This is a genomic window from Wolbachia endosymbiont of Wuchereria bancrofti, assembly GCF_002204235.2.
GTDB lineage: Bacteria > Pseudomonadota > Alphaproteobacteria > Rickettsiales > Anaplasmataceae > Wolbachia.
The window spans coordinates 1-12,232 of the sequence record NZ_NJBR02000093.1 but is presented as its reverse complement, the minus strand read 5'-3'; the positions used below and the strand labels follow the sequence as shown (position 1 = coordinate 12,232).

Annotated in this window: 15 protein-coding genes, 2 tRNA genes and 1 pseudogene; 10 read left to right on the top strand and 8 right to left on the bottom strand. The window is 34.7% G+C overall.

Going from position 1 to position 12,232, the window contains the following annotated elements:
- Nucleotide 1 precedes the first annotated feature (1 nt).
- From CCY16_RS04745 to ccmE, 3 genes are read left to right on the top strand one after another with little or no spacing between them, the layout of a single operon-like run.
- Nucleotides 2-913 carry a biotin--[acetyl-CoA-carboxylase] ligase gene (locus tag CCY16_RS04745; RefSeq protein WP_088415346.1) on the top strand — a complete coding sequence of 304 codons (912 nt, stop codon included), beginning with the start codon at nucleotides 2-4 and terminating at the stop codon, nucleotides 911-913.
- Nucleotides 910-1,047, top strand: coding sequence for a CcmD-like small membrane protein (locus tag CCY16_RS05715; RefSeq protein WP_167896085.1), 138 nt, complete (start codon nucleotides 910-912; stop codon nucleotides 1,045-1,047). Before CCY16_RS04745 ends, CCY16_RS05715 begins: the two co-directional genes overlap by 4 nt.
- The gene (gene ccmE / locus CCY16_RS04740; RefSeq protein ID WP_088415344.1) at nucleotides 1,031-1,417 is read left to right on the top strand and encodes a cytochrome c maturation protein CcmE; all 387 of its coding nucleotides are present in this window, start codon (nucleotides 1,031-1,033) and stop codon (nucleotides 1,415-1,417) included. The genes CCY16_RS05715 and ccmE overlap by 17 nt, the downstream gene beginning before the upstream one ends.
- 21 nt (nucleotides 1,418-1,438) lie before the next feature.
- Here the strand turns inward: ccmE and CCY16_RS04735 are convergent, their stop codons facing one another.
- The gene (locus tag CCY16_RS04735; protein ID WP_088415342.1) at nucleotides 1,439-2,149 is read right to left on the bottom strand and encodes an ABC transporter ATP-binding protein; all 711 of its coding nucleotides are present in this window, start codon (nucleotides 2,147-2,149) and stop codon (nucleotides 1,439-1,441) included.
- On the bottom strand, nucleotides 2,142-2,924 hold the full coding sequence (locus CCY16_RS04730) for an MlaE family ABC transporter permease (RefSeq protein WP_088415340.1): 783 nt from the start codon (nucleotides 2,922-2,924) through the stop codon (nucleotides 2,142-2,144). Before CCY16_RS04730 ends, CCY16_RS04735 begins: the two co-directional genes overlap by 8 nt.
- A 241-nt stretch (nucleotides 2,925-3,165) precedes the next feature.
- On the opposite strand from CCY16_RS04730, the gene rpmF reads away from it, so the two are divergent.
- Genes rpmF through CCY16_RS04715 form a run of 3 tightly spaced genes read left to right on the top strand, consistent with a single transcriptional unit; the run spans nucleotide 3,166 to nucleotide 5,369 of the window.
- On the top strand, nucleotides 3,166-3,348 hold the full coding sequence (gene rpmF, locus CCY16_RS04725) for a 50S ribosomal protein L32 (RefSeq protein WP_088415416.1): 183 nt from the start codon (nucleotides 3,166-3,168) through the stop codon (nucleotides 3,346-3,348).
- A 10-nt stretch (nucleotides 3,349-3,358) separates the two neighbouring features.
- Complete coding sequence (gene plsX, locus CCY16_RS04720) at nucleotides 3,359-4,396, top strand: phosphate acyltransferase PlsX (RefSeq protein ID WP_088415338.1); 1,038 nt, start codon at nucleotides 3,359-3,361, stop codon at nucleotides 4,394-4,396.
- On the top strand, nucleotides 4,389-5,369 hold the full coding sequence (locus tag CCY16_RS04715; RefSeq protein ID WP_088415336.1) for a beta-ketoacyl-ACP synthase III: 981 nt from the start codon (nucleotides 4,389-4,391) through the stop codon (nucleotides 5,367-5,369). Before plsX ends, CCY16_RS04715 begins: the two co-directional genes overlap by 8 nt.
- Before the next feature lie 17 nt (nucleotides 5,370-5,386).
- On the opposite strand, the gene CCY16_RS04710 is transcribed toward CCY16_RS04715, so the two are convergent.
- From CCY16_RS04710 to CCY16_RS04690, 6 genes are all read right to left on the bottom strand, one after another.
- Nucleotides 5,387-5,755, bottom strand: a complete 369-nt coding sequence (locus CCY16_RS04710; RefSeq protein ID WP_088415334.1) for a hypothetical protein — start codon at nucleotides 5,753-5,755, stop codon at nucleotides 5,387-5,389.
- Nucleotides 5,756-5,878: 123 nt separating this feature from the next.
- The gene (locus CCY16_RS04705) at nucleotides 5,879-7,546 is read right to left on the bottom strand and encodes an aminopeptidase P family protein (protein WP_088415333.1); all 1,668 of its coding nucleotides are present in this window, start codon (nucleotides 7,544-7,546) and stop codon (nucleotides 5,879-5,881) included.
- Nucleotides 7,547-7,554: 8 nt separating this feature from the next.
- Nucleotides 7,555-9,588 (bottom strand): tRNA uridine-5-carboxymethylaminomethyl(34) synthesis enzyme MnmG, encoded by a 2,034-nt coding sequence (gene mnmG / locus CCY16_RS04700; RefSeq protein ID WP_088415414.1) that lies wholly within the window; start codon nucleotides 9,586-9,588, stop codon nucleotides 7,555-7,557.
- A 141-nt stretch (nucleotides 9,589-9,729) separates the two neighbouring features.
- A complete protein-coding gene (locus tag CCY16_RS06545; protein WP_245800814.1) occupies nucleotides 9,730-9,900 on the bottom strand; it encodes a hypothetical protein in 171 nt (56 codons plus the stop codon).
- 117 nt (nucleotides 9,901-10,017) lie between these two features.
- The gene (locus CCY16_RS06540; RefSeq protein ID WP_245800813.1) at nucleotides 10,018-10,176 is read right to left on the bottom strand and encodes a hypothetical protein; all 159 of its coding nucleotides are present in this window, start codon (nucleotides 10,174-10,176) and stop codon (nucleotides 10,018-10,020) included.
- A gap of 122 nt (nucleotides 10,177-10,298) precedes the next feature.
- A tRNA-Gly gene (locus CCY16_RS04690) sits at nucleotides 10,299-10,371 on the bottom strand.
- A 150-nt stretch (nucleotides 10,372-10,521) separates the two neighbouring features.
- On the opposite strand from CCY16_RS04690, the gene CCY16_RS04685 reads away from it, so the two are divergent.
- The 4 genes and pseudogenes from CCY16_RS04685 to CCY16_RS07140 form a co-directional block, all read left to right on the top strand.
- Nucleotides 10,522-11,142 (top strand): ribonuclease D, encoded by a 621-nt coding sequence (locus CCY16_RS04685; protein WP_088415331.1) that lies wholly within the window; start codon nucleotides 10,522-10,524, stop codon nucleotides 11,140-11,142.
- A gap of 124 nt (nucleotides 11,143-11,266) precedes the next feature.
- On the top strand, nucleotides 11,267-11,590 hold the full coding sequence (gene trxA / locus CCY16_RS04680; RefSeq protein WP_088415329.1) for a thioredoxin: 324 nt from the start codon (nucleotides 11,267-11,269) through the stop codon (nucleotides 11,588-11,590).
- 42 nt (nucleotides 11,591-11,632) lie between these two features.
- Nucleotides 11,633-11,706: transfer RNA gene (locus CCY16_RS04675), tRNA-Ile, on the top strand.
- A gap of 76 nt (nucleotides 11,707-11,782) precedes the next feature.
- A pseudogene (locus CCY16_RS07140) lies at nucleotides 11,783-11,991 on the top strand (IS110 family transposase); the annotation flags it as partial.
- Between the last annotated feature and the right edge of the window lie 241 nt (nucleotides 11,992-12,232).

The following is a 12,232-nucleotide window of genomic DNA, read 5'->3' as shown; positions in this document are numbered from 1 at the left end:
AATGACCCCTAAAACATTCGAGGGCTTTCATATTTATCATTATGAAGAAGTTTCAAGCACTAATGGGAAGGCGTTGGATTTGATTGATAGAGGAATATCAAATGAAACTGTTATTATTGCCGATAAACAAACAGAAGGTAGGGGGCGCACTGGAAGGAATTGGATTTCTCCCGAGGGTAATTTTTATGCAAGTTTTATCATAGATCTCTTGCAAATTCCATCACTAGGTCCCAGTATCACACACTGGGATGGCAGATTAGCTGTAGCAGCCCACTTGGGTGTTATTCCAGCACATGACGCTAAAATCCAGTGCTGGAATGACAGAGAAAGTTTAAGCAAATTAACAGAGTTGACTTTTGTTACTGCTCTTGCTGTTGGCAATACGTTACTATCATTTATAAATGATAGTAACGTTCAATATAAATGGCCAAATGATATCTTTGTTGATGGAAAAAAAATAAGTGGAATATTACTTGAAAAAAAATCTAATTCAAATTGGCTGGTAGTAGGAATTGGAATTAACATTGATCATGCACCACTTTTGGAAGCAACGTGCATTAATAAACTTCTTTCATCTTCTGTTGTTCCAGTAACTGACACTGAAATACAGATGCAGGTTCCGATGTCACGTGCTAGAATGACTCTACAAAATATATATATTCTAAAAGAATTAGTAATAAACTTTAATAATTTAAGAAAGCAGTGGATACTTGATGGGTTTTGTGCTATAAGAGAAATGTGGTTGAAAAGGGCATTCAAAATGAATGAGCAAATCAGTGTAAAGTTTGCTAGTAAATTGCATAAGGGGATTTTTATTGATATAGATAAAGGTGGTAGATTAGTATTGCAACAAAAAGATGGAAGCTTAATTTATTTTGATGCAGGTGAGTTATTTGTTAATAATATATTATGAGTACATATGTAATTTTTGCTTACCTTATTAGTTTTGCATTGATTGCTGGAGAGCTGATTTTTACCATTTCTTGCTATATTAAAAGTAAAAAAAATTTAGAAGGTTTTAAAAATAATAATGAAGAAGAAACATAAGAGATTACTCATAGCTTCGGGAGTTTTCTTCTTTTTAAATTGCATAGTTTTCTTTGTTTTAACAATGCTCAGAGAAAATATCTCATTTTTTTACACAGTAAGCGAAGCAATAACTTTATCAAACAATCAAAAACCAATCCGTATAGGTGGAATGGTTGTTGAGGATAGTGTAATACGTAGTGAGAGTGAAGTGGTCTTTCAAATGACAGACTTTAACAAGAGCATTGTGATAAAATATCAGGGAATACTCCCTCCAATGTTCTCAGAAAAGAGTGGTGTTGTTGTGCAAGGTAAAATGTTTGATGGCAATACCTTTTTGGCAGACACGGTGTTTGCAAAACATGACGAGAATTATATGCCTCGAAAGTAAGAGATAAGGCAGGGGATTTTATTATTTTGTACCTACATAGCGAATAAATTTCTTTATGTATTCATTCTTAGTATTTTTTATTTCTTGAACAGTTCCATGAGAAATAATGCTTCCTTCGTATAATACTGCTATTTTATCAGCTATTTTGAATGCGCCATGAATATCGTGTGTAATTGTAATAATTGTAGGGCTAGGGTCTTTAGACAGCTTTACTATTGTTTCTTTTACTATATCTGACATAATAGGATCTAATCCCGAAGTTGGTTCATCCAACATAATAATTTCTGGGTTGTGTGCAATTGCTCTTGCAAGTGCTACCCTTTTCTTCATTCCGCCTGATAACTCTATTGGGAACATATCTGCTATGTTTTCCTCTAACCCGACATCATTTAATTTTTCAATTGCTAATTGCTTTGCCTCCTTTTTGCTGATATTGAAACGTTTTCTATAATTAAAAGATATATTTTCCCATACTGCAACATAGTCAAATAGAGCGGAATTTTGAAATAAAACCCCAAATTTGTTTTTACTTTTGCTATTTATTTTAATAGACCCTAAATCCGGTGCCAGCAGGCCGATAATCGTTTTTGTTAATACAGATTTGCCACTTCCTGAGCTGCCGAGTATAACTAGTGATTCTCCTTTCGGTATGTCAAGACTTATGTCGTTCAGTATTGTCTTATCATTAAAAGATAGGTGCAAGTTTGATATTGATATTATGGGGCTATGCATAGATCAAAGTAATCATATAGTTTGCTAGAATGATTAGTATGGATGATAGAACAACAGTTGATGTTGTAGCAATACTAACTCCTCGAGCTCCTTCTTGGCAATGGTAACCGTAATAGCAGCTTGAGAAGGAAATTATAGCGCCAAAAGCAGTTGCTTTTATTAACCCAGTGATAAAATTATACATGTTAAAGAATTGAGTTGTGTATTTAATATATATATTTAAGTTATGATTAAATTCGAAAACTGCAGTGATGTATCCTCCGAATATTCCTATTAGATCTGCACATATTGTGAATATGGGAAATACTATAACTGATGCTAAAATCCTTGGTGCAATTAGATATTTGAAAGGATTGATATTCAAAGTTGTAAGTGCATCTATTTGTTCGGTGATGCGCATCGTGCCAATTTCTGCAGCAATTGATGATCCGACCTTTCCTACCATTATTAAACTAATTAAAACTGGTCCTAACTCTTTAATAATGGTGACCGTGACAAGTTTAGGTATTATTTGTTCTGGACTAATCAACGGGCCACTCAAACTACTTTGCAAAACTATCACTGCCCCTATAAAAATCCCTGTGAGTCCAACAATTGGCAGAGAGAAAAAGCCTATTTCTATGATTTGCTTTGCTACATTACCCAAATAATATGGTGGCACAAAGCAGTGATATAGGGATTGAATAAAAAATATGAGTGCGCTACCAAGCCTCAACAAGAGATTGATGAAACACCTACCAATTATTCTAATGCCATTTATATCAAACGAGCTCACTTTGCATTTGTCTCAGCTGAAATTAGTTTTATTGATTTTGTTAAAATTTTTGTTAACTTCATTGCAGAGTATAGCTAAGATGTGCCTTAAGTTCAATATACTTAGGTCAAAATGCTTCAGTTTGAAACTTATGGAGCTTAATTGTGTAAACAAACCTTACTTATTTTACTATCGCTGTTTACTTTTTGTAAAAAACATGCTATTAATAAATAGTGAGTTTTTAAGTAGAATGGAGGAAGTTTTGGCAGTTCCAAAAAGAAAGAAGTCAAAGTCAAGGCGTAATATGCATCGTTCTCATCATGCTATTAAGCCTAAGAATATTGTAGTATGCACAACAACTGGGGAATTTATGCTACCTCACAGTATAGCAGTTGATGGCAGCTACAAAGGAAAACGGGTTTTCGTCAAACAACAGGCAGAATAATTATCATGATATGTTACCTACGGTTAACAATAACATAGTCATTGCACTTGACGCTATGGGGGGTGATTTTGCACCTCTCTCAGTGATTCAGGGTGCTGGTTTTTTTTTGGATAATCTTGTTGATCCAGGCATAAAAGTTTTTTTTCATATTTATGGAGATCAGAAAGAAATATCTCCTTTGCTTTTAAAATATAGAAAAGTAAGTGATAATTCTGAGTTTACTCACTACTCTAATAATGTTCTTGCAAATGATAAGCCGTCTTTTGCACTGAGACATCGTAAAAATTCAAGTATGAAGGCTGCCATTGAAGCAGTGAAAAAAGGTAAAGCTTCTGGGATGGTATCTTCAGGTAATACGGGAGCGTTGATGGCAATTTCCAGATTTATTTTAGGAACATTACCAAACGTTTATCGTCCTGCTATAGTATCTGTCTGTCCAACTAAGGCAAAGAGCTTTGCATTGCTTGATCTTGGTGCAAATGTTGATTGCAATGTTGGCTCGTTATTTCAATTTGCATTAATGGGAAGCGTATTTGCAAAAATAGCATTAAAAGTTGACAATCCTGAAGTTGCTTTGCTAAACATTGGTACGGAAGAAGTTAAAGGTAATGACTCAGTACGTGGTGCTTTTGAGCTACTAAAAAGTGCTCCAGACATTAATTTCAAAGGGTATATAGAGGCAAGTGAATTTTTAGAGGGTAATATAGATGTAATTGTTGCTGATGGTTTTGTTGGCAATGTGATGATTAAAACAGCTGAGGCAACTGCTAGCACTTTTATTGACCTAATAAAACAGGAAGTGTTTAATTCATGGGCAACGAAAATGCTTGTTGGTATGTTGTTAAAATCCAAGCTGAATAAGGCATTAACACGTTTTAATCCTAAAATTAGAAGTGGAGCTATGTTTTTAGGGCTGAATGGTATTGTCATTAAGAGCCATGGGAATTCTGATGCTGTTTCTTTTGCCCATGCTATAAAATTTGCAGTAGATTCCATTAGTGAAAATTTAAACCAGAAGATAATTAGTGAGGTAAATCAAGTTGAATAAAAGTTTTATATTAAGCACTGGATCTTACCTGCCAAAAAAAAAGTTGGGCAACGATGAGATTGCATTAATGGTTGAGACAAGTGATGAATGGATTAGACAGAGAACAGGAATAACTCAAAGGTATATAGCAGATGAAGCAGAGTTAACGTCGGATCTGGCTGTTAATTCAGCAAAAAATGCTATAGAAAAAGCTCAAATTTCAGTAGATGAAATTGGGTTAATCATAGTTGCAACAACAACGCCTGATAAAACTTTGCCTAGCTGTGCAACGATTGCGCAAAATAAGTTAAAATGTAAAAACGCATTTTCCTTTGATGTGCAGGCAGCATGCTCTGGTTTTATATATGCAGTTACAATTGCTGATTCGCTCATAAAATCTAACGATAGAATTAAGTATGCATTAGTGATAGGTGCTGAAATAATGTCTAGAATTGTTGATTGGAAAGATAGGTCAACTTGTGTACTGTTTGGTGATGGTGCTGGTGCAGTGATAATGAAATCTACAGCACATTGTAATGAAATGACAGAAAATTCCGCAAGAGGTATAATATCAACCAACTTATATTCTGATGGTAATGTAGACGTGTTATGCACAAACGGAGGGATATTCTCAACTGGTAGTTCTGGAAAAATATACATGAATGGTAGAGAAGTGTTTAAGCATGCAGTGGATAAGTTAACAGCCTCAATAGAAGAAACATTAAGATGCAATAATTTGAAGATTACTGATATTGACTGGTTAGTTCCCCATCAAGCAAACATTCGTATTATTGAAGCTGTAGTAAAGAAATTAGATTTCCTTATGGAGAAAGTAATTAATACAGTTGATCAACATGCAAATACCTCGGCAGCATCAATTCCGCTAGCACTTGATTATGCAATACAAAAACCAAAAATAAAACCGGGAAGCTTAGGGATACTGGTTGCAATAGGTGCAGGCTTAACCTGGGGCTCCGTGCTGCTACGCTATTAATAACTACCAACTACTACCTACTTGTTACTTTCGATCTTTTCCATTAATTTCTTGACCAAGCCTCTTAGTTTTTTACTCGACTCGTCAAGCTCTTGAATCTGCAAGCTATCCTTTTTCATGAGTTCCTTATAATTACTTTTTATATAGTCAATCATTTCCTTCATCTGAGCAATCATCTTGTTAATATCCATACTACCTAAACTAGATACTATCTCAGGTATAGAAGTATCTAACATACCACCAGCCATAAGTTGCTGGGACATTTGCATAAATGGCTTTAAGGCCTGATTAAGTAATTCAGGATCCTTAGCTAATTTTTCTATTTGCTCTTTACAAGTATCCATATACTGCTTCATAAATTCATCTTCTTGTACTTTATCCATCATGATTACACCTACTTAAAAATATATGTTTTCTATTATATATTGTTTTAAAATTAAAAGCAATACAAAACACCCACTACAACTGTATTAATATTTTATTAAATAATAAAAAAGCTGCTCTTTTGCTTATAAAGAAGCACATATTTTCTTTAACCATTCCTTATTTTTAACACTATTTTCTAAGCTCTTATAGACAAATTGATGATAGCTATTTATCCATTCAATTTCATCTTTAGTGAGCATTTGCACATCTATTAGCCCTCTATCATATGGAATGGAGGTCAGTTGTTTAAAGTGTAAAAAACCATTTTCTTGCTTGTCAACATACATCAGATTTTCAATTCTTATTCCATACTTTTCTGGAATGTAATAACCAGGTTCATTGGAAAGTATCATCCCTGGCATGAGTTTTACTTTATTTCCTTTTGATATTGCTTGCGGCCCTTCGTGTACTGATAAATAGCTTCCTACCCCATGCCCTGTGCCATGCATATAATCTATTCCAAATTTCCATAAGTGAATGCGTGCCAATGTATCTAATTCTCCACCGGTAGTGCCGGAAGGAAAGACTGCACTTGCTAAAGCGATGTGAGCTTTCAATACTATTGTATAGTGAGTTATTTGTTCATTAGTTGGATTGCCAATTGCTACAGTTCTTGTTACATCGGTTGTGCCATCGAGGTATTCGCCACCAGAATCAATCAAATATAATCCATCTTTCTGAATGACTTTGTTTGTCTCACTGCTTGCACGATAATGGATTATTGCTCCATTTTCATTAAATGCGGAGATTGTTGGAAAACTCGCTTGTTTGAACAAATCCTGCTCTTTTCTATATTCTAAAATCTTTTCTTCGGCTTCAAGTTCTGTACTGGTATTATTTTCAAGCCAATGTAGAAGATTTGTAACTGCTATTCCATCTCTGATGTGTGCTTTTATAGCTCCAGCTATTTCAGTTTGGTTTTTTACTGCTTTGTAAATCAAGCAAGGATCCTCCCTTTCAACTATCTGCTTATTTTTTATTATAGCCATAATACTCATCGGAGTTGTGTTTGGATCTATAATTATCGAATTTAACTTGCATAGTGAACTTTTGAGTTTACTAATATCAAAGATGTTTGTATGATTATCTAAATTTGCTTCTATGGTCGAGTATTCTTTATCTTGAACAAACAAGTCAACGTTGCCGTTCTTGTACAATATAGCACAGCCCAATATACATGGAGTATATTTAGCATTTTCATTTCTTAGATTTAATAACCATGAAATTGAATTTGAATCAATTAAAAATACTGCTTCAGCTTCTTTATTTATGCTTTTAGCTACTTTTTCACATTTACTCTTACTACTTTCACCGGAATGCTCAACTGCATGCGAAACTATCGTTTGTTCTCTACGGCTAATTTCTTTTTTAATTGAATATGGTACCAATTTACAAATATCTTCATATTTTCTTATCTCTTTTACGGTAAAATATTGCGAATAGTAACCTAGTGAGGTAGTCAATGTTAAGTTTGCTTTTAGCCATTCGCATGGATTCTCTTCTTGTATATTATATACTTGAAAATTGTCCTGGTCGAGCTGATTACGAGCTTGTGTGATATAGCGTCCATCCGTAAAAAATGGACACTTGTTGTCTTTTGTAACGATAAGTAGCCCATGTGTTCCTGTAAAGCCACACAATTTAGTTAATTCGTCTGAATGTTCATTTAAATATTTGTCTTTGGTATGCAACATAAACGCATCAACGTTTATTTCACACATAAAAGAACGAAACTCTTCTATTTTTGACATAGAATACCTTACGCAGAATTAGCAGCTACCTTCGTTTTCCTATTTCTCAAATACACCAATATGCTAACTATTGCTGCTGGAGTGATGCCTTGTATTTGCTTTGCAATACCAATCGTTGCTGGTTTAATTGCCTGCAGTTTTTCTATTACTTCACTTGACAAGCCTTTAACTTGTGAATAGTTGAAATTGGTTGGAATTTGAGTATTCATTTCCTCTCGCAAAAACTTCATATCTGCTTCTTGTCTTACTAAATAAGGTTTGTATTTTGCTTCAATTGCAACTGCTTCACATATTTCATTTTTAATTGTGTTGCTCGTTGTTTTACTATTATTCCAGTGCCCTATTTTGTCATTCCAGCACGTGACGCTAGAATCTGCATTTTTTTTCTGGATTCTAGTGTTAACTGCTTGAATGACAGTTTGATCCGCTTTGTTGTCATTCCAGCGTGTAACATTAGTTAACTCTGGCCATATTTCTTGTAATTTGTTCCAATCGATATTTGGGTAGCTAAGTAGATCTAATGCTGTTTTTCTTATTCCATCATAAGATATTTTAATACCACAAAACCTAAGCTGCTCAGGAGTAATTTTCAGACTTTCTAACTTCTCTTCAAGCTGCTTAATGGATTTAAGTTTATTTTGTAAAGCAGAGTATCTTTCATGTGATACAAGAGAGATGTTATAACCTTTTTGCGTTAATCTTCTATCTGCATTATCTGATCTAATTGCTAGCCTATATTCTGCACGTGAGGTAAATAACCTATAAGGCTCGGTCACTCCTTTGGTGACCAGATCATCTATCATTACGCCGATATATGAATCTGTACGATGAAGAACAAAACTTTCTTTTTTTTGAGATGCAGAGAGTGCTGCATTGATTCCGGCGATAATTCCTTGCCCTGCTGCTTCTTCATATCCAGTAGTACCATTAATTTGGCCAGCGAAGTATAGACCTTTAACTTTCTTAGTTTCGAGAGTATGAAATAGCTCTCGTGGGTCAATGTAATCATACTCAACCGCATATCCAGGTCTTAACATCTCTGCGTTTTCAAGCCCTTTGATACTATTTATCATTTCACGCTGCACTTCGATAGGTAATGAATTTGAAATTCCATTTGGGTATACAGTAATATTATCAAGCCCTTCTGGTTCTAAAAATATTTGGTGACTATTTTTTTCTGCAAATTTTTTAACTTTAGCTTCAATTGATGGGCAGTATCTTGGTGCGACGATGTCATTCAGATAAGAAGAAGCTGACCTGTGAAGATTCGCTTGGATTATTCTGTGTGTATTCTCATTAGTATAGGTAATGAAACATGAAACTTGAGGTTGATTAATTTTTTCTGTGAGGTAAGAGAACGGCATGGGTGGATTATTACCTACTTGCTCTTCTAATATTGACCAGTTTATAGTACTACGATCAAGCCTCGGCGGGGTTCCGGTACGCAATCTGCCTAATTTAAAATCATACTTCTTCAATGTATTTGCAAGTTCCACTGCAGATTTATCTCCCATTCTTCCTGAAGGGGTTGTTTGTTCTCCTATATGAACCACACCTTGCAGAAAAGTTCCCGTAGTTAAAACAACTTTGCTTGTTAGTATCTGTTTTCCTAAGCTTGTTATGATAGCTTTAATGTACAGTTCTCCATTGCTATTACTTTCGATCAGAAAATCATCAACTAACTCTTCTTTTACTGTCAAATTATCATGATTTAGAATAATTTCCTGTATCGCTTTCTTGTATAATTCTCGGTCTGCCTGTGCCCGCGGCCCCCACACCGCTGCGCCCCTGCTGCTATTTAAAATGACTGAATGTATGCTTGCTTGATCGATTGCTCTTCCCATTATTCCGTCAAGAGCATCAACTTCTCTGACTACAATACCCTTTGCAACTCCTCCAATTGCTGGATTGCAAGACATTTCTCCTATAGTTGAAATTTTATGGGTTATAAGTAACGTACTTGCACCGAGGCGAGCTGCAGCCGCAGCTGCTTCGCATCCTGCATGGCCACCACCTACCACCACTACGTCATATTTATGCATACCTTCTTGAGTAATTCTTACTCTACTATTATTCCAATTATCAATAATCAATGTCAAATTTTACAGTAATACAGTGTTGCTTCTTCGTTACTCCAATGTTGCACACTAGAATAACAGAAAATAGAAACTTTTTTGATGAGCTTAAACTGGCTCATGCTCTTTTCCTTTTAGAGAAAAACACTCAACTATAGGGAAAATAATATATTCATTCACTTTTTCAGCTATTGGTACTATAATACTGTACATTGCAAATATCGATACAATCGGTGCTATTGCTCCACCTGCTAAAGTTGCATAACCTATTCCAATCATCGTACCAGGAAAAAAGCAGTTGCGTTTACAACAAGACCAACTCCAATTGTGGCACTTGTGAAGCATGCACAAGTAAACTCGAAGAGATCTTTTCTGGAGAACTTTCCTTTTCTTACACTATCGCACATATAATATGCACTCAATAACATTACAGGAATGGCGGCAATAACTCCACCTATTATCAAATGTGACAAAGCTGTGAAACTTTTTTAACCCTAAACCTGTAAGTGCTCCTATTACTGATGCTATGCCTAAAAGTATTAAATCTTTATCCATACAACTTCCCTAATTTTGATAATAATAACATTCTTCAAAGCTTTAAACCCTCTCTATTGTCAGAGTAATTAGATTAATTGAATAAGCAAAGTAATTTTTTATGGCATTATCTCGGAAAAGAGAGCGGAAGAAGGGGTTCGAACCCTCGACTTCAACCTTGGCAAGGTTGCGTTCTACCAACTGAACTACTCCCGCAATTAACCTAAATTTACTTCTTAATTATAGGCATATGTAATAATTTGTAAACCCCATACATACCGAAATGTGAAGAACTGTGTCTATATATTTGTGTACTTAAAACTCACTTTCAATTATTATTGACGTTTTGTTATTCTACAGAGCCTTATGAGGATATTTGTATATAAAGACGACTTGCCAGCTAGTTCAATACCAGATAATGTAAGATCTATAGCTGTTGATACAGAGGCAATGGGGTTACTTCATGTTAGAGATAGATTATGCCTTATACAGCTCTCTTTTAATGATGGAAATGCTCACCTGATTCAATTCAAAAATGATTATACAGCTCCAAATTTAAGAAAAATATTGGGGGATAAAAATATAACTAAAATATTTCACTTTGCACGATTTGATGTCAGCATAATATGTTATTATCTAGAAACTTGGGCACTTCCATGCTATTGCACAAAAATAGCTTCACGTTTAGTTCGCACCTATACGGATAATCATAGTCTGAAAGAGTTATGCTTAGAGCTACTCGATACTAAATTAAATAAGCAGCAGCAATCTTCTGATTGGGGAAGTGAAAATTTGACAGACAAGCAAAAAAGTTATGCTGCATCTGATGTTTTGTATCTTCATAAGATAAAGGAAAAGCTAGATTTAATGTTGGAACGTGAAAACAGAAAGGAGTTAGCACAAAAATGCTTTGAATTTCTTCCTATTCGTGTTGAATTAGATTTAATGGGATGGGAAGATGTGGATATCTTTAATCACCAAATGTAGTGGTTTGTGGAAAATTTTTTGCTTATCAAAGCACTTGGGGCAGTTTTTCAAGCTCTTTGGTAAGAATTTAGTTGATTAATTACTGATTTATGTGCTATATTTTGCAAATTAGATCGGGTATTTTATGGGTGATGATATTACATCAGTAAATGATCAAAATTTTAAGTCTGAGGTCACTGATTACAAAGGATTTGTGCTGGTAGACTTTTGGGCAGAGTGGTGTGGACCATGTAAAAATTTAATGCCGCGTGTTGAGCAATTGGCTAAAGATAAAAAAGGTAAGATCAAAATCTGCAAGTTCAATATAGATGAAGGGGCTGAAGTGCTAAGTAAATATGGGATTCAATCTATACCCACATTAATCATATTTCAAGACGGTAAAGAAATTGCACGCAAAATTGGTACCATAAATGATCTGTCAAGTTGGGTTGATGATGAAATAAGCTAATAGACAAATTTGTTTTTGTATGTATTATAAGTGTTAACGAAGGGGATTGTAGCTCAGTTGGTTAGAGCAGTTCGCTCATAACGAATTGGTCGTAGGTTCGAGACCTACCAATCCCACTGGTTATATTGGTTTAGTGTATCATAAAGCTCGCTAGAGTATATTACAGGTACAAGAAGGGCTGAGTATTTCATAATAGGGTCTGAGTGTGTTCAAAAAGCTCTTTGCATGCCAGCTACAGTGGGCAAAGGCCATAATCTTCACTTTTTAAAATTTTGTCAACTTCTCGCTAACAAGGGAAAATGCTTGAAAGTTATAATTTTAGCATTGATGAGGAATTTAAAGCACATTTTCTTGGTCTTCTTAAAAAGAATCAACCATTCAATCATAATTTAGTGAAATAATTGTTTGACATAGAGATAGTGTCTGGATACTTGCTTCAACGTTTTTTGAACATAATCTACATTATAGTTGCGTGAAGTCATGTATCCCTTTGTACTTAACCGGCCTAAATGGGCTTTTTCTGATTTATTTATGTGTGTATTTTAACATATTTTGTCATTGGAACAATATCTATGAATTATACAGCAGTTTAGCTTTAATCTCAACTATTATGAGCTTTGTTTCTACAATGTCACAATAATC